24 protein-coding genes are annotated in these 24714 nt (G+C 63.4%); 6 read left to right on the top strand and 18 right to left on the bottom strand.

Annotated elements, in window-relative coordinates; translation table 11 throughout:
• The first annotated feature begins 1 nt into the window (after position 1).
• Together EOB49_RS16210 and EOB49_RS16205 are read left to right on the top strand one after the other, a co-directional pair.
• Positions 2–859: an ABC transporter ATP-binding protein gene (locus tag EOB49_RS16210; RefSeq protein WP_127381561.1), complete on the top strand. Its 858-nt coding sequence runs from the start codon at positions 2–4 to the stop codon at positions 857–859.
• A complete protein-coding gene (locus tag EOB49_RS16205) occupies positions 856–1686 on the top strand; it encodes a dipeptide ABC transporter ATP-binding protein (RefSeq protein ID WP_023811483.1) in 831 nt (276 codons plus the stop codon). Before EOB49_RS16210 ends, EOB49_RS16205 begins: the two co-directional genes overlap by 4 nt.
• 144 nt (positions 1687–1830) lie before the next feature.
• On the opposite strand, the gene EOB49_RS16200 is transcribed toward EOB49_RS16205, so the two are convergent.
• Complete coding sequence (locus tag EOB49_RS16200; protein WP_127381548.1) at positions 1831–2742, bottom strand: alpha/beta hydrolase; 912 nt, start codon at positions 2740–2742, stop codon at positions 1831–1833.
• Positions 2743–2845: 103 nt separating this feature from the next.
• Between EOB49_RS16200 and EOB49_RS16195 the strand changes: the two genes are divergently transcribed.
• The gene (locus EOB49_RS16195) at positions 2846–3430 is read left to right on the top strand and encodes a TetR/AcrR family transcriptional regulator (RefSeq protein WP_245472726.1); all 585 of its coding nucleotides are present in this window, start codon (positions 2846–2848) and stop codon (positions 3428–3430) included.
• Between the two features lie 199 nt (positions 3431–3629).
• Here the strand turns inward: EOB49_RS16195 and EOB49_RS16190 are convergent, their stop codons facing one another.
• From EOB49_RS16190 to EOB49_RS36490, 4 genes are all read right to left on the bottom strand, one after another.
• A complete protein-coding gene (locus EOB49_RS16190; RefSeq protein ID WP_127381546.1) occupies positions 3630–4904 on the bottom strand; it encodes a cysteine desulfurase-like protein in 1275 nt (424 codons plus the stop codon).
• 50 nt (positions 4905–4954) lie between these two features.
• Positions 4955–5629, bottom strand: coding sequence for an amino acid ABC transporter permease (locus EOB49_RS16185; RefSeq protein WP_023811481.1), 675 nt, complete (start codon positions 5627–5629; stop codon positions 4955–4957).
• A gap of 152 nt (positions 5630–5781) precedes the next feature.
• Positions 5782–6579, bottom strand: coding sequence for an ABC transporter substrate-binding protein (locus EOB49_RS16180; protein WP_127268313.1), 798 nt, complete (start codon positions 6577–6579; stop codon positions 5782–5784).
• 71 nt (positions 6580–6650) lie between these two features.
• Positions 6651–6974: a hypothetical protein gene (locus tag EOB49_RS36490; RefSeq protein WP_164781702.1), complete on the bottom strand. Its 324-nt coding sequence runs from the start codon at positions 6972–6974 to the stop codon at positions 6651–6653.
• Positions 6975–7086: 112 nt separating this feature from the next.
• Between EOB49_RS36490 and EOB49_RS16175 the strand changes: the two genes are divergently transcribed.
• The gene (locus EOB49_RS16175) at positions 7087–8178 is read left to right on the top strand and encodes an LLM class flavin-dependent oxidoreductase (RefSeq protein WP_127381545.1); all 1092 of its coding nucleotides are present in this window, start codon (positions 7087–7089) and stop codon (positions 8176–8178) included.
• Positions 8179–8491: 313 nt separating this feature from the next.
• Here the strand turns inward: EOB49_RS16175 and EOB49_RS16170 are convergent, their stop codons facing one another.
• The 13 genes from EOB49_RS16170 to EOB49_RS16110 all read right to left on the bottom strand — a co-directional run bounded on the left by EOB49_RS16170 (position 8492) and on the right by EOB49_RS16110 (position 22346).
• Positions 8492–8887 carry a RidA family protein gene (locus EOB49_RS16170; protein ID WP_127381544.1) on the bottom strand — a complete coding sequence of 132 codons (396 nt, stop codon included), beginning with the start codon at positions 8885–8887 and terminating at the stop codon, positions 8492–8494.
• Positions 8888–8951: 64 nt separating this feature from the next.
• Positions 8952–10100: an acyl-CoA dehydrogenase family protein gene (locus tag EOB49_RS16165; protein WP_127381543.1), complete on the bottom strand. Its 1149-nt coding sequence runs from the start codon at positions 10098–10100 to the stop codon at positions 8952–8954.
• Between the two features lie 99 nt (positions 10101–10199).
• Positions 10200–11012: an enoyl-CoA hydratase family protein gene (locus EOB49_RS16160; RefSeq protein ID WP_127381542.1), complete on the bottom strand. Its 813-nt coding sequence runs from the start codon at positions 11010–11012 to the stop codon at positions 10200–10202.
• The gene (locus EOB49_RS16155) at positions 11009–11479 is read right to left on the bottom strand and encodes a MarR family transcriptional regulator (RefSeq protein ID WP_127381541.1); all 471 of its coding nucleotides are present in this window, start codon (positions 11477–11479) and stop codon (positions 11009–11011) included. The genes EOB49_RS16160 and EOB49_RS16155 overlap by 4 nt, the downstream gene beginning before the upstream one ends.
• On the bottom strand, positions 11473–12246 hold the full coding sequence (locus EOB49_RS16150) for an SDR family NAD(P)-dependent oxidoreductase (protein ID WP_127381540.1): 774 nt from the start codon (positions 12244–12246) through the stop codon (positions 11473–11475). Before EOB49_RS16150 ends, EOB49_RS16155 begins: the two co-directional genes overlap by 7 nt.
• Positions 12243–14537, bottom strand: coding sequence for a bifunctional salicylyl-CoA 5-hydroxylase/oxidoreductase (locus EOB49_RS16145; protein ID WP_127381539.1), 2295 nt, complete (start codon positions 14535–14537; stop codon positions 12243–12245). Before EOB49_RS16145 ends, EOB49_RS16150 begins: the two co-directional genes overlap by 4 nt.
• A gap of 141 nt (positions 14538–14678) precedes the next feature.
• Positions 14679–15278 (bottom strand): VOC family protein, encoded by a 600-nt coding sequence (locus EOB49_RS16140; protein ID WP_127381538.1) that lies wholly within the window; start codon positions 15276–15278, stop codon positions 14679–14681.
• A gap of 78 nt (positions 15279–15356) precedes the next feature.
• A complete protein-coding gene (locus EOB49_RS16135) occupies positions 15357–16193 on the bottom strand; it encodes an ATP-binding cassette domain-containing protein (protein WP_127381537.1) in 837 nt (278 codons plus the stop codon).
• A complete protein-coding gene (locus EOB49_RS16130; RefSeq protein ID WP_127321774.1) occupies positions 16186–17064 on the bottom strand; it encodes an ABC transporter ATP-binding protein in 879 nt (292 codons plus the stop codon). Before EOB49_RS16130 ends, EOB49_RS16135 begins: the two co-directional genes overlap by 8 nt.
• Complete coding sequence (locus EOB49_RS16125; RefSeq protein ID WP_127381536.1) at positions 17061–17909, bottom strand: ABC transporter permease; 849 nt, start codon at positions 17907–17909, stop codon at positions 17061–17063. Before EOB49_RS16125 ends, EOB49_RS16130 begins: the two co-directional genes overlap by 4 nt.
• Complete coding sequence (locus EOB49_RS16120; RefSeq protein ID WP_127381535.1) at positions 17902–18909, bottom strand: ABC transporter permease; 1008 nt, start codon at positions 18907–18909, stop codon at positions 17902–17904. The genes EOB49_RS16125 and EOB49_RS16120 overlap by 8 nt, the downstream gene beginning before the upstream one ends.
• Positions 18910–19130: 221 nt before the next feature.
• Positions 19131–20660, bottom strand: coding sequence for an ABC transporter substrate-binding protein (locus tag EOB49_RS16115; protein WP_127381534.1), 1530 nt, complete (start codon positions 20658–20660; stop codon positions 19131–19133).
• A gap of 111 nt (positions 20661–20771) precedes the next feature.
• Positions 20772–22346 carry an NAD(P)/FAD-dependent oxidoreductase gene (locus EOB49_RS16110; RefSeq protein ID WP_127381533.1) on the bottom strand — a complete coding sequence of 525 codons (1575 nt, stop codon included), beginning with the start codon at positions 22344–22346 and terminating at the stop codon, positions 20772–20774.
• A gap of 119 nt (positions 22347–22465) precedes the next feature.
• Here EOB49_RS16110 and EOB49_RS16105 point away from each other — a divergent pair, with 119 nt between their 5' ends.
• Both EOB49_RS16105 and EOB49_RS16100 read left to right on the top strand, forming a co-directional pair.
• Entirely contained in the window at positions 22466–23257 is a 792-nt protein-coding gene (locus tag EOB49_RS16105) for a cyclase family protein (RefSeq protein WP_127271588.1), read from the top strand.
• 15 nt (positions 23258–23272) lie between these two features.
• Positions 23273–24714 (top strand): NAD(P)/FAD-dependent oxidoreductase (locus EOB49_RS16100; RefSeq protein ID WP_164781701.1); only part of this gene is annotated, 1442 nt, incomplete at its 3' end.

The following is a 24714-nucleotide window of genomic DNA, read 5'->3' as shown; positions in this document are numbered from 1 at the left end:
CATGCCTCTGCTCGAGATCAAGAACCTCACCGTTTCCTTCGACACCGCGGCCGGACCGTTCATGGCCGTGCAAGGCATCGACCTGTCGGTCGAGCCGCGCGAAGTGCTGGCGATCGTCGGCGAGTCCGGTTCCGGCAAGTCGGTGGCGATGCTGGCGGTGATGGGCCTGTTGCCCAACACCGCAACCGTCAAGGCCGACCGCATGGCCTTCGACGGCGTCGATCTGCTGAAGCTCAGCCCGTCCGAACGCCGCAAGATCGTCGGCAAGGACATCTCGATGATCTTCCAGGAGCCGGTCGCCAGCCTCAACCCGTGCTTCAACGTCGGCTTCCAGATTGAGGAGGTGCTGCGCTTCCACATGGGCATGGATCGCGCTCAGCGGCGGGCCCGCGCCATCGAATTGATGAAGCTGGTCGGCATCGCCGATCCGGAAGAACGGCTGAGCTCGTTTCCGCACCAGATGTCGGGCGGCCAATGCCAGCGCGTCATGATCGCCATCGCCATCGCCTGCAATCCGAAGCTGCTGATCGCCGACGAGCCGACGACGGCGCTCGACGTCACCATCCAGAAGCAGATCCTCGATCTGCTGGTTTCGCTGCAGGCCAAATACGGCATGGGCCTGATCATGATCACCCACAATATGGGCGTGGTGGCCGAGACCGCCGATCGCGTCATCGTCCAGTACAAGGGCCGCAAGATGGAAGAGGCCGACGTGCTGTCGCTGTTTGAATCGCCCAAGAGCAACTACACGCGGGCGCTTTTGTCGGCGCTGCCGGAGAACGCCGTCGGCGACCGGTTGCCGACCGTTTCCGACATGATGTTCGAGCCGGCGCCTTCGGCAGTTGGAGCCGCCTCATGAGCACCACGGTTCTCGAAGGCAAGAACATTGTCCGCGACTACCACATCGGTGGTGGCCTGTTCACCGGGCCGCGTACCGTGCACGCGGTCAAGGGCGTCTCGTTCAAGGTCGACAAGGGCAAGACGCTGGCCATCGTCGGCGAGAGCGGCTGCGGCAAGTCGACGCTCGCCCGCATCATCACGCTGATCGATCCGGCGACGTCAGGCGACCTGTTCATCGACGGCAACAAGGTCGACATCGCCAAGGGCGGATTGACCAAAGAGATGCGCCGCAAGGTCCAGATCGTCTTCCAGAACCCCTATGGATCGCTCAATCCGCGCCAGAAGATCGGCGACGTGCTGGGCGAGCCTCTGCTGATCAACACCGACAAGCCGGCGGCCGAGCGGCGCGACCTTGCGATGAAGATGCTGAAGAAGGTCGGCCTCGGCCACGAGCACTACAACCGCTATCCCCATATGTTCTCGGGCGGCCAGCGCCAGCGCATTGCCATTGCCCGCGCGCTGATGCTCAACCCAAGCCTGCTGGTGCTGGACGAGCCGGTCTCGGCGCTCGATCTTTCTGTGCAGGCACAGGTGCTCAACCTGCTCGCCGACCTGCAGGACGAGTTCCAGCTGACCTATGTCTTCATTAGCCACGATCTGTCCGTGGTGCGCTACATCGCCGACGATGTGATGGTGATGTATTTCGGCGAGGCGGTCGAATACGGCTCGCGCGACGAGGTCTTCGCCGACCCCAAGCACAGCTACACCAGGACGCTGTTCGCCGCGACCCCGCGCGCCGACGTCGCCTCGATCAAGGCAAGACTGGCGAAGAAGAAGGCGGCTTGAGCCAAAACCCAATTACTCTGAACGATTGAGTTTTGCCCGAACACGACTTACGTCTTCCGCGAAGTGGACGGCAGCTTTGCGCCCAAGTCGTCCACCAAACTCTGTTTGCGCGATGCCTGAAAGCTGATAGCAAACCGATCGCGTTTATCTGAGGAAGTCAGTGACTACTTTCACCGTGGCGACCGGATTCTCCTCCATGATCCAATGTCCCGAACCGGGAATGACGCCCTCGGTAACGTTGTCCGCGGCGAAGCGCATCACCGTCGCCATTTGAGTACCGAACGACATTTCTCCTCCGATTGCCAGCAAGGGCATCTTCAGCTTTCCTGACGTTTCCAGGATCGCCTTGTTGTCGAGCGCGTCCTGGTCGAAGGCTGCGAACTGCGCGAAGCCGGAGTGCATCGCGCCCGGCAAAGCGTAGAGAGCGGCATAGTGCTCACGGGACGCTTCGTCGAAAAGTGATGGATCGGCAGAAAACTCGTTCCAAAATCGGTCGAGATAAATCCGCTCCCGACCTGCCACGAGCCGCTCCATATCCGGTCCACCGAACCTGAAATGCCAGAGAAGCGGGTTCTTGAGTATTTCTTCCCAGGGGCCGACGCCGGGAACAGGTGCGTCGATCAGCACAAATTTGGACACCTGATCCCGATGCTGCGCAGCAAAGGCAAAACCCACCATATTGCCAATGTCATGCGTGACGAGATCGACGCTTTGGATATTTAGGCTGCGCAGCACTGCTTCCATGTCGGCAGCCTGAGTTTTCTTGTCGTAGCCAGTCTCAGGATGAGACGACAGACCCATGCCACGTAGATCCGGCACGATGACCATGTGATCCTTTGCCATTTCAACGGCGAGCGGCTCCCACATGTCTCCCGTCTCACCGTACCCGTGCAGCATTAGTACCGCAGGACCGGAACCACCTACGCGCACGTGGATCGTCACACCGTCCGTCTTGACCTCGCGCGCTTCGAAGCTGGCCGGAAACGGTTTAACGTTGGCGCTGGCGGTCTGCGTGGCCAGCAACAGCGCAGTACAAAAGATCAACAGCTTCGACATCGCTTCACTTCCCCATTGTCTACCGATCGGTATATAAAAGGCAGATCGATTCACGCGTCAAGCGATAATATACCAGTCGGTACAATAAAGAGAGTGAGTGACTATGGGCAGGCCGAGAGAGTTCGATACCGAGAAAGCACTCGTGCAGGCGATGCGGCTTTTCTGGCGCAAGGGCTACGAGGGCACATCGCTGACTGACCTTACTGAAGAGCTAGGCATTACGCGCCCCAGTCTCTACGCGGCGTTCGGCAACAAGGAAGAGTTATTCCTGAAGGTGCTCGACCGCTATGACCGCGAGACGTCGCATTTCATCCAGAATGCCTTGGACGCGCCAACTGCACGCGCGCTTGCTGCGGGGCTGATATATGGTGCATGCGCGTTCCACTCCGACACGAGAAATCCGCCAGGTTGCCTTATGGTGCATGGTGCCCTGATAGGGAGCGACGACAGCGCGTCGGCCCGCAAGGAGACAAATCTTCGACGCGGGCAACTTAGAAACCAAATAGCTAAACGTCTCGAACGTGCTCAGATAGACGGTGATGTCGGCAAGGACACCGATACAGGTGCCCTCTCAGGATACCTGGTTGCAATTCTGCGCGGCATCGCCGTCGAGGCCGCGAGCGGAGCCCAGCCAGACGAACTCCACCGCATCGCTGATGTCGCGATGAGAGCCTGGCCGACTCAATAGCCATTCTACCGATAAATGCTGACAGTCCGTTGTCGGCCCCGTTCCCACCGTCCCCAAAATGCATATCCGAATGGCCGCTTCGGGCGCGATCCTAACGTCCATTTCAGCTAGGTGGAATAACTTGGCGTCGCACAAATGCGCTGAAGGTAGATGGAGCCCACGCCGGTTCGGCCTGACTGCATCTCGCTCTAGACGCCGATCACGACAGCTTGGCGATGATGGCGCGCAGTGCCTCGCCGAAACGTTGGATCTCCTCGACCGTGTTGTAGTGGACCAGCGAGGCCCGGATGGCGCCGCTGTCCATTGAGAGGTTGAGACGCTTCATCAGTCGCGGCGCATACATATGGCCGTCGCGGATGCCGATCTGCATCTCGGCCATTTCCTCGACGACCCGCTGCGGCGACAGTGTGCCGATGTTGAAGCAGAAGGTCGGCACACGCTCAGTGATGCGGGCCTCGTCGGCAACGCCGTAGATGGTCGCGCCGCAACCTTTCAGCACGGCCAGCATCTCACGCGCCAGCACCAGCTCATAGTCGCGGATGGCGCCCATGCCGGCAACGATGTTGTCGCGCCGCGAGCGGTTGTTGGACGGCGCCAGATTGCGGCCGATCAGTTCCAGATACTGCACGGCGGCATCCATCCCCGAGACGTTCTCGTAGATGAAGGTGCCGGCCTCGACCTTGTACGGCGGCTCGTTGGGGATGAAATCCTCGCGGAAGGTCGGCAGCCGCTTCAGCGTTTCGAAGCGGCCCCACAGGAAGCCCATATGCGGCGAGAAATTCTTGTAGCCGGAGCAGACGAGATAGTCGCAATCCCAGGCCTGCACGTCGATCAGCCCATGCGGTCCGTAATGCACGCAGTCGAGGAACACTTCGGCGCCGACCGCGTGCGCGATCTCTGCCACCGAAGCGACATCGACGATCGAGCCGATCGAATGCGCGGTGACCGTGCAGGCGACGAGGCGGGTGCGGTCGGAAACCAGCGGGCGCAGATCGTCGACATGCAGATTGCCGTCCTCGCGCATGCGCCACCATTTGAACTTGGCGCCGGCCGATTCCAGCGCCAGCCAGGTCGCGATGTTGGCGTCATGGTCCATGTCGGTGACGACGATCTCGTCGCGCTCCTGCAGCATCTGGCCGATGCCGAGGCTGACCAGGCGGATGAACGAGGTGGCGTTCATGCCGAAGCAGATTTCCGCCGGGCTATAGGCATTGATCAGCAGCGCGACGCTTGTCCGCGCATCGGCGACCGACTGGTCGACCGTGACGCTGCGGCCATAGCGGCCGCCACGCTGCACATTGTGCGAAACCAGATGGTTGGTCACCGCGTCGAGCACGCTCTGCGGAATTTGCGCGCCGGCGGCATTGTCCAAAAAGATGAAGTCGCCGGCCCGTTGCAGGGCTGGAAACATGGCGCGGATGGCGTCGACGGGGAACGCGGTGGCATTCGCATTGTCGGTCTGGTGCTTGTTCACGGGGTAGGCTCCTGCGGAGGACTTGGGCGGGGTGGGATCGGTTGACGAGGTCAGCGCTTCTTTTCGGTCTTGAAGCGCTCTTCAAGCAGGCTCACGAGGCGGACCATCGGCCAGAGAAAGATGAGATAGACAAGGGCTGCGCCGATCAGCGGCGAGGGGTTGGCGTAAAGCGACTGCGCGTTGGTCGCTTCCTTCAAGAGTTCCGGCAGCGCCACGGTCGAGGCGAGCGAGGTGTCCTTGAACATCGAAACGCAGTTGCTGGTCATCGGCGGGATGACGACGCGGATCGCTTGGGGCAGCACCACTTTGCGCAAAGTCAGGAGGAACGGCAGGCCAAGCGCCTGCGACGCCTCGAACTGGCCCCGCGGAATGCTCTCGATGCCGGAACGGAACACTTCTGCCGAGTAAGCCGACATGATGAAGGCAAAGGCCGTCACCGCCGAGGCCCAGGACGACAGGCGTATGCCGAGGAAGGGCAGCGCGTAGTAGATCAGGATCAGCACGACCAGCACCGGCAGGGCGCGGAAGATGTCGGTGTAGCCGACCGCGAGCCAGCGCAGCGGCTTCGGCGCATAGAGCCGCACCAGGCTGATCCCCAGGCCGATGGGGATCCCGATGCCGATGCTCAAAATGCCGAGCAGCAGCGTGTTCAGGAAGCCGCGCAGCAGCGCCGGCAGGCTGGACATGATGACGTCGGGGTTAAAGAAGGTATCCAGCAGCGACATGGGAGCGTTCCCGAACCCGAGAGCAATCATGCTCAGGTTAAAACCAATATGCCTCGCAGATAGCGAGGCGGTCGGCGCGGAAGCCGGCGCTGGAGCATGAAATGAATCGTGCCGGCCTGGAAAGCCGGCACGATGTCAGCGCAGCTTTCAGCTCAGGCCTTCGGCAGCGGCATTTCCTTCATGGTCGAGGAGTCGGCCGGCGCGTCGCTGCCGAACCACTTCTTGTGGATGGCGGCCAGGGTGCCGTCCTTCTTCATCGCGCTCAGCGCATCGTTCAGCTTGCCCAGCAGCGGGTGGTCCTTGGTCATCATCAGGCCGTATTGCTCACCGGTCTTGATGCGCTCCTTGACGACCAGGTCCTTCATCTTGGTGAAGGAATACTCCATGCCCGGAATGTCGCTGACGGCCGCATCGACGCGGCCGGCGCTGAGGTCGAGCAGCAGATTCTGCTGCGTGTCGTAGCCCTTCACGTCGCTGAAGCCATCGGCTTCCTGATGCGCCTTGACCCAGGTTTCGCCGGTCGAGCCGGACAGCACGCCGATGATCTTGCCCTTGAGGTCGGCCTCGGCCTTGATCGCGCTGTCGGTCTTGGTGGCGATGCCCATGTCCGAATCATAATAGGGCTGCGTGAACGACTGTGACTTCAGCCGCTCCGCCGTGATGGTGATCGACGAGATGGCGACGTCGATGCGCTTCGAGGTGGTGGCGGCAAACAGTGCCTGGAAACCGAGATCGGCGATGTCGGTGGTCATGCCGATGCGCTTGGCGGCTTCGTTGACGATGTCGACTTCAAAGCCTTCGAAAGTGCCGCTCTCGTTCTTGTACTCGAAGGGTGGATTGGTCGGGTAGGCGCCGACATTGAGCACATCGGCGGCATAAGCGGTGGCGGGGCCGGCGGCGATGCCGATGGCGGCGGCGAGAAGAAGCAATTTGCGACGTGTGAAGCTCATTTGTGTTCCCTCTGTTGTTGATCGGGCGGGTTGCTCCCGCACGGTTTTTTGCCGCCCCGCACCGCAGGGCGTCAATTCATGGCAGCGACCAATGCCGTCATGGTTGGCGACGTTTTTTGTTGCAGATCGCGGATCTGCGCGCGCACGTCATTGAAGGCATGGCGCGCATTGGATGACGACTGGGACAGTATGAACGACAAGAACTGAGACTCCCACCCGGAGCACCCACGATGGACTGGCCGGCACGATGGACTGGTCTGCACGATGGACTGGCCGGCAAGCCCGTCCGGCAAGGCAATCGCCATCGACTGTGGAATGCTTATCCAAAGTGCGGCGCTTTTCAAGGCGAAAGTTTTAAGCTTAAAAAGCTGCGGTGTCGGTTGCGTGGCGGACACCGTGCGGCCCGCTGGAACCGATACCCGCGAGCGATGGCGACCCGAAGCTATTTCAGGCTTGAAATATCTCGGCGCGGGCCTAGCGTGTGCTCTCTCGCCGGGAGGTCGCGACATGAACAAACCACCCCCTTTGCACGGCCCGAACAGATTGAAGCTTGGCGTCTTTTCGACCAATGCCGATGGCGGCCTTGCTATCACAGACGTTCCGGAACGCTGGACGGCGAGCTGGCAGGATAATGTGACGGCGGCTCAGATCGCCGACCGCGCCGGGCTGGAGTTCATGCTGCCGATCGCGCGCTGGCGCGGTTTTGGCGGCCGCAACAAGGTGCGGGAATGGTCGTTCGAGACCTTCACCTGGGCGGCGGCTCTTGCCATGGCCACCGAGCAGATCGGGCTGTTCATGACCGTGCATGTGCCGCTGGTGCATCCGCTCTATGCCGCCAAGGCGCTGGCGACGGTCGACCATATCAGCCAGAGCCGCGCGGGCTTGAACATCGTCTGCGGCTGGAACCCGAAGGAATTCGGCATGTTTGGCACGCCGTTGGTCGAGAAGGGCTACGATCAGGCGGCCGAATGGATCGAAATCCTGGAAAAGCTTTATGCCTTGGCCGAGCCGCTCGACTATGAGGGCACCTATTACCGCCTCAAGGAAGCCGTCAGCCGGCCGGCCAGTCTGCAGGTTCCGCGCCCGGTGACCATGAACGCCGCCTTCGGTGGGCCGGGCCGCGATTTCGCCGCTGCCCGGTGCGACTATCTGTTCACGACCTTTTCCGAAATGGGCGATGCCGGCAAGCATGTCGCCGATATCAGCGAACGGGCCGACAAGGCAGGCCGCGACGTAGGCGTCTACACGGTTGCGCATGTCGTCTGCCGCCCGACGATGGAAGAGGCGCAGGCCTACTACGCGCGCTATGCGGTCGATATGGCCGACCACGATGCGGTCGATGCCCATATGGCCGGCAAGAAGGAATTCTCGCAGTCGCACGACCCGCACGCCTATGACCGCTACCGGCAACGCTTCGCCGGCGGCGCCGGCACCTACCCGCTGATCGGAACGCCGGAAACGATCGCTGCCGACATGGCCGCCATCGCCGGGCATGGCTACCAGGGCATCGCGCTGTCCTTCGTCAACTACACCAGGGAGTTGCCCTATTTCTGCGATCACGTGCTGCCGATTTTGAGACAGGCGGGACTGCGGGAGTAGTAGCTTTGCTCCGGGAAGCGGCTGCCTGTTGGCGGTCAGGGATTTCATCATCAGTTTAGGTAGAGCATTCGGAATTTGCCGAAGCCTCCCCAACTTCGTCATCCACGGGCGGAGCAGGAGCGAAGCTCCGTCGCGGAGACCCGAGGATCCATGCCGCGACATCGGCCAGCAAGTGCGACGGAGCAGAACCATGCATTGCTGCAACGCTTTGAGGTCCCGGCATGGATCCTCGGGTCTGCGCCGCGTCGCTTCGCTCCTTGCTCCGCCCGTGGATGACGAAGCGAGGGGCGTTTACTCCGGACGAACGAACTCCCTATTCCGGGATGACGGCAGTTGCCTGAATCTCCACCTTGGCGCGATCCTCGACCAGCGCCATCACCTGCATGGCGGCCATCGCCGGAAAATGCCGGCCGATGACCTCGCGATAGGCCTCGCCGATGCCCCTGAGGTTGGCCAAATACTCGGCCTTGTCGGTGAAATACCAGGTCATCGAGGTGATGTGCTGCGGCCCGGCACCGGCTTCCGCCAGCACCGCGACGATGTTCTGAAGCGTTTGCCGCACCTGGCCGACAAAATCGTCGGTCTCGAACTGGCATTGCCCGTTCCAGCCGACCTGTCCGCCGACGAAGACGAGCTGCCCGCGTGCCGCGACGCCATTGGCGTAGCCGACAGGTTTCGCCCAGCCTTCCGGCTGCAGAATCCTGTGCATTCAAAACCTCCCGGTATTCCAAAACCCAATTTTCAAAATCGAACGCTCGTCAAAATCTCTGCCGTCAGGCCGCGCCCATCACTTGCCTCGCGATCACCACTTTCTGCACGTCGGAGGCACCTTCATAGATGCGCAGCGCGCGGATCTCGCGGTACAGGCTTTCGACGATATGGCCTTTGCGGACGCCGTCGCCGCCATGCAACTGCACGGCCTTGTCGATCACCTCTTGCGCCTTGTCGGTGGCAAACAGCTTGGCCATCGCCGCCTCGCGGGTAACCCGCGCGGCACCCATGTCCTTGGTCCAGGCGGCGCGGTAGACCAGCAGCGCCGCCGCATCGACGTCGAGCGCCATGTCGGCGATATGCCCCTGCACCATCTGCAGTTCGGCCATTGGCGCGCCGAACAGTTTGCGTTCGGCCACCCGTTTGATGCTTTCATCCAGCGCGCGGCGGGCAAAGCCGAGTGCCGCCGCCCCGACGGTCGAGCGGAACACGTCGAGCACCGACATGGCGATGCGGAAGCCGTCGCCGGGTCTGCCGATCAGCGCAGCGGCCGGCAGGCGGACCTGATCGAAAGACAGCCGTGCCAGCGGATGCGGCGCGATCACTTCCAGCCGTTCCGCGATGCCAAGGCCCCTGGCGTCGCCAGGCACGACGAAGGCGGAAAGCCCCTTGGCGCCCGGCGCCTCGCCGGTGCGGGCAAAGACGACATAGAGGTCGGCGATGCCGCCATTGGAGATCCAGGTCTTTTCACCCGACAGAACGTAATTGTCGCCGTCGCGGGTCGCCGTCATTTCCGTGTTGGCGACATCCGATCCCGAGCGCGGTTCCGACAGGGCAAAGGCTGATATCGCCTTGCCGGCACGTGTCTTCGAAAGCCATTGCTGCTGCCCCGGCGTGCCGAACAGGCTGAGCGCGCCGGTGCCAAGCCCCTGCATGGCGAAGGCGAAATCGGCCAACCCGTCATGACGGGCGAGTGTCTCGCGCGTGATGCACAAAGTGCGGACGTCGAGTGGCCCCGGATTGTCTGGGTCGAGCGCCGTCGGCTTCAGCCAGCCGTCTCGCCCGAGCTTGCTGACCAGCTCGCGGCAGGCGGCGTCGACATCATGGTGGGAGACCGGCAGGTTTTTCGCGCACCATACGTCGAGCTGCTCGGCCCACTTGCGATGGCGGTCTTCGAAGAACGGCCAAGAGAGGAAGGAGCGGTCAGGCATGGGTGCTTCCACCACTATTCTCCAGGCCCTGCGCTCTACGGCGCCGGTAGGACAGAGGGGAGCGCTGCCCCGCCGACGTCTCCACGGAATGCATCATCCTCAATCCCCCTCGAACACCGGCTTTTCCTTGGCCACGAACGCCTTGTAGGCGCGCTCGAAATCGCGGGTCTGCATGCAGATCGCCTGTGCCTGGGCTTCCGCCTCGATCGCTTGGTCGAGACCCATCGACCATTCCTGGTTGAGCTGCGTCTTGGTGATGCCGTGCGCAAAGGTCGGGCCGGAGACGATGCGCGCCGCCATGTCGAGCGCGTCGGCCTCCAGCAAGGCGGCATCGACCAGCCGGTTGTAGAAACCCCAGCGTTCGCCTTCCGTCGCCGTCATGGTGCGGCCTGTGTAGAGCAGTTCTGCGGCGCGGCCCTGGCCGATGATGCGCGGCAGGATCGCGCAGGCGCCCATGTCGCAGCCGGCGAGGCCGACGCGGGTGAACAGGAACGCGGTCTTGGCTTCCGGCGTGGCGATGCGGATATCGGAGCTCATCGCAATGATGGCGCCGGCGCCGACCGCGACGCCGTCGACCGCCGCAATGATCGGCTTGCCGCAATTCAGCATCGCCTTGACGAAATCGCCGGTCATGCGGGTGAAGGCGAGAAGCTGCTTCATGTCCATCTTGACCAGCGGCCCGATGATGTCGTGGACATCGCCGCCGGAGCAGAAATTGCCGCCATTGGAGAGGAACACCACCGCGTCGACATCGTCGGCATAGACGAGGTCACGGAACGTGTCGCGGAGTTCCGCATAGCTGTCGAAGGTCAGCGGGTTCTTGCGCTCCGGCCGGTCGAGCCGGACCTTGGCGATCCTGCCCTCGACCTCCCACAGGAAATGCTTCGGCTTGCGCCCGGCCATTGCGGTCATTCGCGTCCCTCCCAGTTGCTGCGAAACGAGGTCAGCATGCCGGTCAGCTGGCGCGCGTCGTCCTCGCTGACCTTGCCGAGCAATTCACCGATCCAGCCTTCATGCGCCGCGGCGATTGTGGCGAAGGCCTGCGTGCCTTCCTCGGTCAGCCGCACCATCGACGTGCGGCGGTCGCCATTGCGCCTCGCGCGGGCGACAAGTCCTTCCGAAACCAGCCGGTCGACGATGCCCGTGACATTGCCGTTGGAGACCAGCAGGAAACGCGACAGGTCGCTCATCAGCATGCCTTCCGGCATCCTATAGAGTGCTGCCATCACGTCGAAGCGCGGCAGCGTCGTGTTGAACTCCTTCTTCAGCCGTTCGCGCAGCTCGGCCTCGATCGTGCGCGAGGCGCGCAGCAGCGTGATCCACAGCCGCAAGCGGTCCTTGCCGGGTCCCGACGGCGCGGGCAGGGGGCCGGCTACCATGTTTCGCCTCCTGAGATGGAAATCGCCTGTCCGGTGATCGACTGGGCGGCGTCGCCGCACAGCCACAGCACGGCGGCGGCGACCTCATCCGGCTGGATGAAGCGGCCTTGCGGGTTGGTCGAGGCGAGGCTTGACCGCGCTTGCTCGACCGAGCGGCCGGTCTTCTCGATGATGCGCTGGATGGACTCTTCCAGCATTTCGGTTTCCACAAAGCCTGGGCACACCGCGTTGACGGTGATGCCCGATTTTGCCGTTTCGGCGGCAAGCGCCCGCATCAGGCCAACGACGCCATGCTTGGCGGCGACGTAAGACGCGACGTAGGCGTAGCCTTTCAGGCCGGCGGTCGAGGCGATGAAAACAATTCGTCCTGTTTTCCGCACGGCCATGCCGGCCAGCGCCGGCTTCACCGTCAGGAAGGCGCCGGTCAGATTGACGTCGAGCGTTCGCTGCCAGTCGCTGAGCGCGGTTTTGTGCGCCGGGGCGCTGCCGGCCATGCCGGCATTGGCGACGACGATGTCGAAGGGGCCGCGCGCGGCTTGCGCCGTCTCGTAGAGCGCCGCCATTGCCACTTCGTCGGTGACATCGGCGGCAATGCCGAAGATGCTGTCGTTCTCGCCGGCCACCTCAGCGAGCTCTGCTTCCCGGCGGCCGCAGATGGTGACGTCGATGCCGGCAGCAGCCAGCGCCAGCGCGATGGCCCGCCCGACGCCGGAGCCGCCGCCAGTGACCAGCGCATGCTTGCCGGGTATCGTCGCGGCGGCCGTCATACTTTCAGCCCCGCTGCGGCGTCGCGCTCGGCCAGACGGTAGAGCTGGTCGCGCCCGGGCAGATAGGGATCCGGCCATTTGACACCACGGTCGCCGAGCGTGACGGCGGCATGCAGTGTCCAGTAGGGATCGGCGAGATGCGGCCGTGCCAGTGCGACGAGGTCGGCGCGGCCGGCCATCAGGATCGAATTGACATGGTCCGGCTCGTAGATGTTACCGACCGCCATCGTCGCCATGCCGACTTCGTTGCGGATGCGGTCGGAAAACGGCGTCTGGAACATGCGGCCATAGACAGGCTTGGCCAGTGCCGAGGTCTGGCCTGCTGAGACGTCGCAGATGTCGACGCCGGCCTCGTGCAGCAGCCGTGCGATCTCCACCGCGTCGGCCGGTGTGACGCCCTCGATGCCCACCCAGTCATTGGCCGAAATGCGCATCGAGATCGGCTTCTCCGCCCGCCAGGCAGCGCGCACCGCGCGGAAGATTTCGAGGGGATAGCGCATCCGATTGTCAAGCGAACCGCCATATTCATCCGTGCGCCGGTTGGTGACCGGCGTGATGAAGGACGACAAGAGATAGCCATGCGCAGCGTGGATCTCGAGCATGTCGAAGCCGCAACGATCGGCCATCTCGGCCGAAGCCACGAATTCGTCGCGCACGCGGTCCATGTCCGCGCGATCCATCGCCTTCGGCACCTGATTCTGCGGCGACCACGCCACGGCCGAGGCGGCGATCACCGGCCAGTTGCCGGAGACCAGCGGCACGTCGGTGCCTTCCCAGCCAAGCCGGGTCGAACCTTTGGCGCCGGAATGGCCGATCTGGGCGCAGATCTTGGCTTCTGTCTCGGTGTGGACGAAATCGACCAGCCGCTTCCACGCCACCTCATGTTCGGGCGCATAGAAACCGGGACAACCAGGCGTGATGCGGCCTTCCGGGCTGACGCAGGTCATCTCGATATAGAGGAGCCCTGCGCCGCCCTTGGCCCGCTCGGCATAATGGGTGAAATGCCAGTCGGTCGGGCAACCGTCGACCGCCTTGTACTGCGCCATCGGTGAGACGACGACGCGGTTCTGCAGCCTCATGTCGCGCAGCTTGAACGGCGCGAACATCGGCGCGCGGCGCAGGGTGTTGCCGCCGGCGCCCGCCTGGCGCTGGAACCATTCCTCCGCGCTTTCAAGCCATTCGGCATCGCGCAGCCGCAGATTCTCGTGACTGATACGCTGCGAGCGGGTCAAAAGCGAATAGTTGAACTGCACCGGATCGAGGCCGAGATAGCGCTCGACCTCCTCGAACCATTCCAGCGAATTGCGCGCCGCCGATTGCAGCTTCAGCACCTCGGTGCGGCGGGCATCCTCATATCTACGGAAGGCGGCATCCAGGTCCGGCTCGGTTTCGACATATTCGGCCAGCGCCACGGCACTTTCCAGTGCCAGCTTGGTGCCGGAGCCGATCGAGAAATGGGCTGAGGCCGCCGCATCGCCCATCAGCGCCAGATTCTTGTAGGACCAGCGCTCGCACAGCACGCGCGGGAAATTGATCCAGGCGGAACCACGGATATGGTTGGCATTGGTCATCAGCGCGTGGCCGCCGAGGTGTTTTTCAAAAATCCGCTCACAAACGGCGATCGATTCCTGCTGCGACATCGCGCCGAAGCCGAAGGCAGCCCAGGTCTGTTCGCTGCACTCGACGATGAACGTCGCGGTGTCGCTGTCGAACTGGTAGGCGTGCGCCCAAACCCAGCCATGCTCGGTCTTCTCGAAGATGAAGGTGAAGGCGTCGTCGAATTTCTGGTTGGTTCCGAGCCAGACGAACTTGCATTTGCGGGTGTCGATGTCTGGCTTGAAGATGTCGACGAAAGCGTTGCGCGCCCTGGAGTTCAGGCCGTCGGCCGCGACGACCAGATCATGCGTCTCCATGTAGGGCTTGGGATCTGCAATGTCGGTCTCGAACATCAGCTTGACGCCGAGTTCGCGCGCCCGGCGCTGCAGCAGGACCAGCAGCCGCTTACGGCCGATGCCGCAGAAACCGTGACCTGACGAGACCGTGCGCACGCCGTCATGGATGACGGCGATGTCGTCCCAGTAGGCAAAGTGCTTCTTGATCCAGACAGCGCTGACCGGGTCGTTTTTCGACAGATTGTCGAGCGTCTCGGCCGACAGCACGACGCCCCAGCCGAACGTGTCGTCGGCGCGGTTGCGCTCGAACACCGTCACATCGTGCGCGGCGTCCCTCAGCTTCATCGAAATGGCAAAGTAGAGGCCGGCTGGTCCGCCGCCGAGAACCGCAACCTTCATGTCTGCGATCTCCTCTTCGCTTGCTGGAGTTCAGTATCGCGCCGGCGACACGATATTTCAAGCTTAAAGTTTTATATCAAAACGATTGTCCTGACATGGCGAAAGCGCGCCTGCGTGTCATCGCGCAAGCGCGCTGCCGGATCACTTTTCCGGGTTCTTCGGGCTCCACAGCACCGTCTCGGCGCCCTTCTCATAGGCCATTCCATCGGGATAGCTGATCGCTTCCAGTTGCAGTCCCCACGGCGCCTGGAAATAGAGGATGGTCTGGCCGGCGGCCGGCCCTTCCTTGACCGGCAATGGTCCCATTCTGGTCTTGACGCCCTTGCCTTCGAGATAGGCTTTGGCAGCGGCGACGTCGTCGACATAGAAGGCGATGTGGAAGCCGCCAATGTCGCTGTTCTTCGGCGTTAGGTTCTTCTGGTCGGGCGCGGTGTATTTGAACAGCTCTATGTTCGATCCATAGCCGCAGCGGACCATGGTGACCTCTTCGATCACCGCCTTCGGGTCGACGCCAAGGAGATCCTGCATGAAGGTGCCCTTGTCGTCGGCGAACGGACCGAACGACATCGCCTTCTTGCAGCCGACCACTTCGGTGAAGAAGTCGACCGCTTGCTTCATATCGGGAACGGTGATGCCGGTGTGGTCGTGGCCGCGCATGCCCGGGATCGAATCCGCCGAGGCGATGCCGGCGCTGCCGAGCATCCCGGCGGCCAGCGTTGCAATTGCGATTGTGGTCTTCATGTCAGTCCTCTCCATTTGGCGGGACTTGGGTCTTTGTGGTCGCACGTTCGAGGCCCGCTCTTCGGCGTGCGTATGCATTCATGTCGGCGCCTTGACGGCGGAAGGAATGTCCAGCCAGCTCGCATCGATCTCGGGCAGCGGAATGGTCGCGATGAGATCGCGCGTGTAGCTTTGCCGCGGCTTGTCGAACAAGGCGTCGGTGGCGCTCGCTTCGACGATCATGCCTTCGCGCATGACGATCACTTGCCGGCACAGCCGCCGAATGACAGACAGATCGTGGCTGATGAAAGCGACGGTCAGCCCCATTTCCGCCGCCAGCTTCTCCAGCAGGGTCAGGATCTGCGCCTGGGTCGACACATCCAGCCCGGAGACGATCTCGTCGGCCAGCACGAATTTCGGCGACAGCGCCAGCGCCCGCGCAATGCCGACGCGCTGGCGCTGGCCGCCCGACAGTTCGTGCCGATAGCGGCTGGCGAAACTTTGCGGCAGGCCGACACGCTGCAGCGCCTCGGCGACTCGCGCCTTCAGATTGTCGCCAAGGCCGTTCTGTTTCAGCGGCGCGGCAATAATGCTGGAAATGGTGCGGCGCGGGTTGAGCGACGACATCGGATCTTGAAAAATCATCTGCAGATTGCGGCGCAGAGGCCTGAGCTCCGCTTCCGGCAGATGGGTGATGTCGCGGCCGTCGAAAGTGATGCTGCCTGCGCTGGGTTCCAGCAGGCGCACCAAAGCGCGGCCGAGCGTCGACTTGCCGGAACCGGATTCGCCGACGATGCCGGTCACCGAGCCCCTGGGCAGGTCGAAATCCAGGCCCTTCAGGATTTCGACCAATGGCGCGCGGCCGATCAGTGGCTTGCGCGTCATGTCGGGCAGCGCGACCTTCAGCCCGCGCACGGAGAACAACGGTTCAACCATGCGGCCGCCTCCAGGCTTGGTCGGCGGCAGCGATCTCCGAAGCAAGCCCGGCCAGCACCGCCTCGTCCACCGGCTTCAGCGAGGCGAAAGGATCGGTGTAGCGTGGCGTCGCCGCCATCAGCGCTCGCGTGTAGGGATGCTGCGGTGCTGCGAAGAGGGCAGCCGTGTCGGCCTCCTCCACCACCTTGCCGGCATAAAGCACCGAGACCCTCTGGCTGATTTTGGCGACGACGCCGAGATCATGGGTGACGAACAGGATCGCCGTGCCATGCTCGCGCTGCAACTGCACGATCAGCCGCAGGATCTGTTTTTGCACGGTCACATCAAGCGCCGTGGTCGGCTCGTCGGCGACGATCAGCCTTGGCTCCGCGGCGAAGGCCGCAGCGATCAGCACGCGCTGGCGCATGCCGCCGGACAGTTCGTGCGGATAGCTTTTCAGCACGCGGTCGGGATCGCGGATTTGCACCTCGTCCAGCAATTGCCGGATGCGGGTATCGGCCTTCTCGCCACTCCAGCCGAGGATGCGCACCAGCCGGTCGGTCATCTGCGAGCCAATGCGCCGCGACGGGTTGAGCGCGGTCAGCGGGTCCTGCGGGATCAGCGCCGTGCGCGCCCCGATCAGCGTGCGTCGTGCCTTGGGTTGCAATTTGCCGAGGTCTTCACCCTCGAGCAGCATGTCGCCTTCGACAATGCGCACGCTCGACGGCAGCACACCGAGCACCGCCTTGCCGATCATCGTCTTGCCGGCGCCGCTTTCGCCGACCAGCGCGCGGACCTCGCCGGGCTGGACGGAGAGCGACACCGAGCGCAATACGCGCTGGCCGTTGGGCAGCACGGCGCTCAGATCCCTGATGTCGAGACAGGCGCTCATCGCAGCACCGGATCGAAACGCGTCTTCAGCGCCTCGCCGAACTGGCTGAACGACAGCACGGTGAGGATCAGCGTGATCAGCGGGAACACGAGCACCCACCAGGCCTGATGGATCGACAGCCGGCCCTCGGCGATGATGCCTCCCCAGGTCGGATCGTCGGTCGAGATCGACAGATTGACGAAGGACAGGATCGCCTCGACGATAACGGCGATGCCCATTTCCAGCGACAGCAATGCGACGATCGACGGCACCACATTGGGCAGCACTTCGCGCAGCATGATGCCGATGCGGCCATGGCCGGCGATGCGGGCATTCTCGACATAGTCCATGCGCGACTGACCCATTGTCTCGGCACGGATCACCCGGCAGAAACGCGTCCAGTCGATGATGGCGATGGCCAGGATGACGGAACTCAAGCCCGTGCCGAGCACCGCCACCAGCAATATGGCGAACAGCACCGGCGGAAAGGCCATCCAGACATCGACGACGCGCGAGATGATGCGGTCGGCCCAACCGCCGAAATAGCCTGCGATCAGGCCTAGCGTCGAGCCGACCAGGCACGCAGCGACGGCTGCGGAAAAGGCGACGATGAAGGCGATGCGGCCGCCAAAGATCAGCCTCGACAACAGATCGCGGCCGAGGCTGTCGGTGCCGAGCCAATAGCCGGGTTCGGCTCCATTCATCCAGAATGGCGGCAACCGCTCCAGCATCAGATCCTGCGCCAGCGGATCCTGCGGCGCGACCAGCGGCGCGAAGATTGCCGCCAGAAGCGCCAGCAGCAGCCAGCCGCCGGCCAGCCACAGGCGTGGCGACACACCTCGCCTTCGAGCACGGCCCTCATCCATGGCGCAGCCTCGGATTGAGCAGCGCATACATCATGTCGACGCTGAGGTTGATCAGCACGAACAGCAGCGCGAAGACCAGCACGATGCCTTGAATCAAAGGCAGGTCGCGGTTGATGACCGCGTCGATCGCCATATTGCCGAGGCCCTCATAGGAGAACAGCCGTTCGACGATGACGGTGCCGCCGATCAGGAAGGTGAACTGCACGCCGACCAGTGTCAGCGTCGGCAAAGCGGCATTCTTCAAGGCCTCGCGCAGGATGACCTGCGTTTCCGAAAAACCCTTCACCCGTGCCAGCACGACGTAGTCGAGGTCGAGCACTTCCTTCAGCGACTGTTTCAGCAGCTGCGAGATGATTGCTGCCAGCGGCAGCGCCAGCGCCACGGCCGGCATCAGCATGTGCTTCAGCAGATCCCAAGTGAGGTCGAGGCGCAGGCGCAACAGGCTCTCGAACAGATAGAACTGGGTGACGAAGGGCAGGTCCAGTTGCGGCGACACCCGCCCGGAAATGTCGAAGATCGGCACCAGCACGCCGAACAGCAGGATCAGCACCAAGCCCCACAGGAAATCGGGAATCGAAAGCGCCGCGCCGCTGGCGATGTCGATGCCGGCCTCGACCGCCGTGCCGCGTTCGCGCGCGCCGATGATCGCCGTCGTGCCGCCGATCGCCACCGCCATCACAAGCGCGACGATGGCGAGTTCCAGCGTCGCCGGCAGCCGGTTGAAGACGAGACCCAGCACATCCTGCCGCAGCGAAATCGAAGTGCCGAAATCGCCCCGGGCCACGCCCGACAGCCAGATGAAGAATTGCTGGACGATGGTCTTGTCGAGGCCGTAGAGCGCGCGCAGCCGGGCAATGTCGGCATCCGTCGCGCCGGGCGGCAGCATCATGGCGATCGGATCGCCGGGTGCGACGCGGATCACGACAAAGACGACGACGGCCACGCCGAACAGCGTGATCAGCATCGTCAGAAGACGGATCATGAATCTTTGCAGGAGCATTCTGGCGCAGGCCTAATGCGTTTCAGTGATTAATCGGACGAACAGCCCCCTCATCCGGCCGCTTGCGGCCACCTTCTCCCCGAGGGGAGAAGAGGTCGCTGACGGCTGAGCCAGTCTCTTCTCCCCAGCGGGGAGAAGGTGGCCCGAAGGGCCGGATGAGGGGGCCTGCGCAAGTTGGGAGAAGACACGCCGTCTCGCGACGGGGCGCCTTCCCATATTGGTCAGGCCGGGGTCATCAGGGCCGGCAGCAGCGCGCCGGACACATGCTGCACCACATTGACGCCCTTGGCATGCACGATCGGCTGCGCATACTGGATCAGCGGCAGCACATAGGCCTGCTCGGCGATGTGTTTGTCGACAGCCTTCCAGCCGGCGATGCGCTTGGCCTCGTCCTTTTCGCCCCACAGCGGGTTGATCATGTCGATCAGGTCCTGGCTGTCCCACACCGAATGCGGGCTCGGGCCGTACATGGCAAAGCCGGTCGAGGTGGTCGGATCGCCGATGGCATTGCCCCAATTGTAGAAGGCGGCCGGCGCAAGCTTGTCGGCGGCGCGCAGTTCGTAGTGCTTGGCGATCTCGTAGACTTCGATCGTCGCCTCGATGCCGACCTTGCGCCACATGCCGACGATCGCCTGGATCATCTCATAGTCCTTGGGCTTGAAGCCCTTGGTCGTCTGGATGGTGAACTTGACCGGCTTTTCCGGCGAATAGCCGGAAGCGGCTAGCAATTCCTTGGCCTTTTCCGGATTGTGCTCGACCTTGATCGACGCGTCGTAGGATGCGTATTCCGGCGTTTCCAGCGTATCGATCGGCTGGCCGTAGCCGCGCAGCAGGCGATCGACCAGCAGCTTCTTGTCGACGGCCATCACGGCGGCCTGGCGGACGTTCTTGTCCAGCATCGCCTCGATGTCGTTGAAGAAGATCATCCCGATGTCGGAAACGTTCTTGCACGAGCCGGCAAGCCCGTCCTTGGCGATCAGCCGGTCATACTCCTCATAGGGAATTTCGAGCGTCACTTGCGAGGAGCCGGATTCGATCTCTGCGACTCGGCTTGCCGCGTCGGCGACGAACTTGATCGTCACATTCTCGAAGGCCGGCTTGCCGCCCCAATAGTTCGGGTTTGCCTTGAGCCGCAGGAAGGCGTTGCGCTCGAATTTTTCGACCATGTAGGGGCCGGTGCCGATCGGCGCCCTCTCGAAACCTCCGGCGCCGACCTTCTCGTAATAGGCCTTCGGCATGATGTAGCCGGTCAGGAACGACATCCATTTGAAATAGACAGGGTCGAACTGCACGACGTCGCCCGTGATCTTGTTGCCGTCGATCTTGAAGTTGTTGACGTTCTTCCAGACGAACTGGATCGGATTGCCGGTCTTTTCGTCGCCTGCCCGCTGCAGCGACCAGACGACGTCCTCGGCAGTGAACGGCGAGCCGTCATGCCAGGTCACGCCCTCGCGCACCGTCATCATGATCTTGGTGCGGTCGTCGTTCCAGCCCCATTCGGTGAGCAGGCCCGGCGCGAAGGACAGGTCGGGCTTCTGTGGGATGAACTGGTCGAACACCGACTGGTACAGCCCCTGGATGGTCGGGTTGACGGCCGAGGGGCCGGTGGTTGGATCCCAGGATGGCAAGTTGACGTTGTAGGCGATGGTCAGTTCGCCGGCAGCCGCCCTAGCGATCGGCGGCAGGCCGACGGCGGCCACCCCGAGTGCCGCGGCGCTGTATCCCAGCAATTCACGTCTGTTGATTGTCATGGTCGTTCCCCTTGTTGGTTTTGTTTCTGCGCGCGGCGTCTTAGTTCATTGGTTCAGGCTTCTTGGGCAGCAGCGCCTTGCCCCTTGCAGCCTCAAGGAAATCCTCGGCTCCTACCTCCCGCCAAGATGTTGTGCGAGCATGAAGCCCGACGCCGCACCGGTGCCGGCGCCCGGCCATGTCGCGGCTCCAGTGAGGTGCAGATGCGCCACCGGCGTGTTCCAGCCGGCATAGCCGCGCGCCGGGCGGAACAGGAAGTTCTGCGCCAGATGGTGGCTGCCGCAGACCTGATCGCCGCCGACGAGGTTCGGGTTCTCGCGCTCGAGATCGATGGGCGAGAAGACGGCACGGCCGAGGATCTTGTTGCGCAGGCCGGGCGCGTAGGTCTCAATGATGTCGAGGACGCGGTCGGCGTAGACCTCCTTGACCTTGTCCCAATGCGCCGGCGCGATCTTGCCGGCGGCATCGCCCAGGATTTCGGCGGGCAGCATGCGCACCTGCACCCACAGCACATGCTTTCCCTGAGGCGCCCGCGACGGGTCGATCGCCGTCGGCTGGCCGACAACCAGCACCGGCTCGTCCGGCAGCATGCCCGCCATCGCCAGCTGATAGGTGCGCGACATGGCGTCGAGCGACGGAGACAGATGCACATAGGCGAACTGCCGAAGCTCCGCTCCGGCGCGCCAGTCCGGCAGATCGTCGAGCGCCAGGTGGATCATCATGGTGCCCGGCGCGTGGCGGAATGTTTGCATCGCCGTATCGAAGCCGGCATCGCCCGAACCGTTCGCCAGCAGCTTGCCGGTCAGCGCCTTGGGCGCGACGCCGGCAATGACCGCCTTGGTGGCGCTATGCGTTTCACCCGAGGCGAGCCGCACGCCGGTAGCCTTGCCGGCTGAAACCGTGATTTCCGCTACCTCGGCCCCGGTGACGATCCTGCCGCCGGCGGAGGTCACCATGCCCGACAGCGCCTTGATGATGGTGTCGGCGCCGCCCTTGCCCAGCACCATGCCGAAGCTCTGGTTGGCCATCGATTCCAGATAGGGGAAGACGGCGCCGCCGGCGATGTCCGGCGCGAAGTCGAGATGCATGCCCCAGGTGGCGAGCGTTGCCCTGATATGCGGCGACTCGAAAGTTTCCTCCAGCCAGGCGCGGGGTGAGGACAGCAGCAGCCGGCCCGTATCGAGCGCGCCGGCAATGCCCTTCTTGCGCCACAGGTTCCACGCCGTGCCGGCAAGCGCGCGGGCACTCATCGGCGAACCCAGCAGCCGGAACAGATGCTCGGCCTCCGCCGGGAAGGCGGCGACCAGCCTGCGCCATGTGGCGGCGTCGGCAGCGGAGAAGGCGGCGATGCGCGCGGCGGTCTTTTCCAGATCGTTGCTGACGCCGAACCAGCGTCCGTCGGGGAATGCGCTGGCGAAACAGTCGACGACCGGGGCGAACTCCAGCCCCTGCGCTTTCAATTCATTTGCATATTTCCGGTGGAAGGCCGAGCCGGCGAAGAGGCTGAGATTCATCGCGCCGAAATCGTGGCGGAAGCCGGGGAGGGTGAATTCGCGCGTCTGGACGGCGCCGCCGATTGTTGCACTGCGCTCGAAAATCCCGGTTTTCCAGCCTTTGAGCGCCAAATGCGCGGCGGATGCCAGACTGTTGTGGCCCGCCCCGACAAAGATGGCGTCGAACTCGCTCACGCCTCGTCCCCATTTCCTTTATGCTTAAAGATAATTGCAGATGCATATGTTTTCGTCTAGTAGGATATTAAGGGCCGAGACGAGCCTTGATCATCACACGAAAGAGGGAACTTCAAACCATGGACACCCAAAAACTCCTCGGCGAAGTCGCCGGCCAGCTTCTTTCAGGCGCCATCAAGGTGGTCGACCTGTCGGCGCCGCTCGGGCCGGACACGCCGTTGATCAAGCTGCCGCCGGAACTCGCCGTCGACACGCCGAAGGTCGAGATCCACAACATCTCCCGTTACGACAAGAACGGTCCGTGGTGGGCCTGGAACTGGCTGAAGCTCGGCGAGCATTCCGGCACGCATTTCGACGCGCCGCAGCACTGGATCTCCGGCAAGGATTATCCGGACGGCGCTACCGACACCATTCCGGCGCAGAATTTCGTCGGCCCGGTCAATGTCATCGACTGTTCGAAGGAAGCCGCCGCCGACCCCGATTTCCTGCTCACCGTCGACCACATCAAGGCCTGGGAAGCCGAGCATGGCGCGATCAATGCCGGCGAATGGGTGGTGATGCGCACCGACTGGTACAAGCGCAACGGTTCGGAAGCCGAGTTCCTCAACGCCAACGAGACCGGGCCGCACACACCCGGGCCGACGGCCGAAGCCATCCAGTTCCTGATCAGCAAGGACATCAAGGGCTGGGGCTCGGAGACGATCGGCACGGATGCCGGCAAAGCCGGCGGCATGGAGCCGCCATTCCCGGCGCACACGCTGATGCACAAGGCCAACCGCTACGGTCTTGCCAGCCTCTGCAACCTCGACCAGCTGCCGCCGAAGGGCGCCATCCTGATCGCAGCGCCGCTCAAGATCGAACATGGCACCGGCAGCCCGATCCGCGCGCTGGCGCTGGTTTCGAAGGGCTAAGCGAAAGCGTTTGCCGTGACCCAGCCGGATCACATCATCGTCGGCAGCGGCATCAACGCACTGGTCTGCGCGGCGATGCTCGGGGGCAAAGGGGCGCGTGTGCTCGTCCTGGAGCGCAACGACCGCATCGGCGGCTGCCTGCGCACCGAGGAGATCACCGCGCCCGGCTTCATCCATGACGTGATGGCGACGACCTTCGTGCTGTTCATCACCTCGCCGGCCTTTGCGGCACTGGGCGCCGACCTCGCGCGACACGGGCTGGAGTTCTGCCACACGGGAACGCCGACCGGCGTGCTGCGGCCGGACGGCAGCCATGCCGTGTTCACCACCGACCGTGCCGCCAACGTCGTCGCCCTTAATGCGATCGCGGCAGGTGACGGCGACCGGCACGCGGACGATGTCGGTGGCATCGAGCGCAATGCCGGCCTGCTGTTCGGCCTGCTCGGCGGCAGCCTGTGGTCCTATCCGACCGCCAAGCTGCTGGCCGGTGATGGCTGGCGGCGGGGCCCGCGTGGCCTTGCCGCTTTTCTCGGCGAGGCACTCGTGCCGGCGCGCGGCTGGCTCGAAAGCACCTACCAGTCCGAAACCATTCGTGCGCTGTGGGCGCCCTGGGTGCTACATGCTGGATTAGGCCCTGAAGATGCATTCTCCGGCCAGATCGCCAAGGTGATCGCCTTCGCACTTGAGGCGGCCGGAGCCCCTATCGTCAAGGGTGGCGCGCAGAACCTGCTGGCGGCCTTCGAGGCTTTGATCCGGGAACGCGGCGGCGACATCCGCACCGGCGCCGATGTCGCTTCGATTGTCCAGAGTGGTGGTCGCGCAACCGGCGTGCGACTGGCATCGGGCGAAACGATCACGGCCAACAAGAGCGTCATCTGCTCGGTCACACCGACCCAACTCTATGGTCGGTTGCTCGGCAGCGAGGCTCCCAAAGCCGATGTCGAGGCGACGCAGAAATATCGCTACGGCAAAGGCAATTTCCAGATCCACTACGCCTTGGACAAACCGCCCGCATGGCGCGGCGAAGGCCTGGACAAGGTCGCGCTGCTGCATTTGACGCCTGGGCTGGATGGCGTCTCGAAAGCCTGCAACGAAGCGGCGCGCGGCATGCTGCCGGAGGTGCCGAGCATCTGTGTCGGCCAGCCGCATGCGCTCGATCCGTCGCGCTGTCCGGAGGGCAAGGCCATCCTGTGGCTGCAACTGCCCGAAGCTCCCCGCCACATCAAGGGCGACGCCGCCGGCATGCTGCAGGCGCCGGCTGACGGGCAATGGACCGACGCTTTGCGGGAAGCCTATGCCGACCGCGCAGAAACGATCCTTGCCAGCCATATCGAGGGCTTCAAGGACAGCGCCATCGCGCGCCGCGCCTATTCGCCGGCCGATCTCGAGGCGATGAACATCAATCTGGTGGGTGGTGATCCCTATGGCGGTTCCTCGACCATCGACCAGTCCTTCCT

Origin of the sequence: Mesorhizobium sp. M7A.F.Ca.MR.148.00.0.0, from assembly GCF_003997735.1 — a bacterium.
Taxonomy (GTDB): domain Bacteria; phylum Pseudomonadota; class Alphaproteobacteria; order Rhizobiales; family Rhizobiaceae; genus Mesorhizobium.
The sequence above is the reverse complement of the archived record's forward strand: the minus strand, read 5'-3'. Positions and strand labels throughout refer to the sequence as shown.

Coding starts and splice junctions, on each gene's coding strand:
- EOB49_RS16210 (WP_127381561.1), top strand. CDS start 2: ATGCCTCTGCTCGAGATCAAGAACCTCACCGTTTCCTTCGACACCGCG.
- EOB49_RS16205 (WP_023811483.1), top strand. CDS start 856: ATGAGCACCACGGTTCTCGAAGGCAAGAACATTGTCCGCGACTACCAC.
- EOB49_RS16200 (WP_127381548.1), bottom strand. CDS start 2,742: ATGTCGAAGCTGTTGATCTTTTGTACTGCGCTGTTGCTGGCCACGCAG.
- EOB49_RS16195 (WP_245472726.1), top strand. CDS start 2,846: ATGGGCAGGCCGAGAGAGTTCGATACCGAGAAAGCACTCGTGCAGGCG.
- EOB49_RS16185 (WP_023811481.1), bottom strand. CDS start 5,629: ATGTCGCTGCTGGATACCTTCTTTAACCCCGACGTCATCATGTCCAGC.
- EOB49_RS16180 (WP_127268313.1), bottom strand. CDS start 6,579: ATGAGCTTCACACGTCGCAAATTGCTTCTTCTCGCCGCCGCCATCGGC.
- EOB49_RS16175 (WP_127381545.1), top strand. CDS start 7,087: ATGAACAAACCACCCCCTTTGCACGGCCCGAACAGATTGAAGCTTGGC.
- EOB49_RS16170 (WP_127381544.1), bottom strand. CDS start 8,887: ATGCACAGGATTCTGCAGCCGGAAGGCTGGGCGAAACCTGTCGGCTAC.
- EOB49_RS16165 (WP_127381543.1), bottom strand. CDS start 10,100: ATGCCTGACCGCTCCTTCCTCTCTTGGCCGTTCTTCGAAGACCGCCAT.
- EOB49_RS16160 (WP_127381542.1), bottom strand. CDS start 11,012: ATGACCGCAATGGCCGGGCGCAAGCCGAAGCATTTCCTGTGGGAGGTC.
- EOB49_RS16155 (WP_127381541.1), bottom strand. CDS start 11,479: ATGGTAGCCGGCCCCCTGCCCGCGCCGTCGGGACCCGGCAAGGACCGC.
- EOB49_RS16150 (WP_127381540.1), bottom strand. CDS start 12,246: ATGACGGCCGCCGCGACGATACCCGGCAAGCATGCGCTGGTCACTGGC.
- EOB49_RS16145 (WP_127381539.1), bottom strand. CDS start 14,537: ATGAAGGTTGCGGTTCTCGGCGGCGGACCAGCCGGCCTCTACTTTGCC.
- EOB49_RS16140 (WP_127381538.1), bottom strand. CDS start 15,278: ATGAAGACCACAATCGCAATTGCAACGCTGGCCGCCGGGATGCTCGGC.
- EOB49_RS16135 (WP_127381537.1), bottom strand. CDS start 16,193: ATGGTTGAACCGTTGTTCTCCGTGCGCGGGCTGAAGGTCGCGCTGCCC.
- EOB49_RS16130 (WP_127321774.1), bottom strand. CDS start 17,064: ATGAGCGCCTGTCTCGACATCAGGGATCTGAGCGCCGTGCTGCCCAAC.
- EOB49_RS16125 (WP_127381536.1), bottom strand. CDS start 17,909: ATGGATGAGGGCCGTGCTCGAAGGCGAGGTGTGTCGCCACGCCTGTGG.
- EOB49_RS16120 (WP_127381535.1), bottom strand. CDS start 18,909: ATGCTCCTGCAAAGATTCATGATCCGTCTTCTGACGATGCTGATCACG.
- EOB49_RS16115 (WP_127381534.1), bottom strand. CDS start 20,660: ATGACAATCAACAGACGTGAATTGCTGGGATACAGCGCCGCGGCACTC.
- EOB49_RS16105 (WP_127271588.1), top strand. CDS start 22,466: ATGGACACCCAAAAACTCCTCGGCGAAGTCGCCGGCCAGCTTCTTTCA.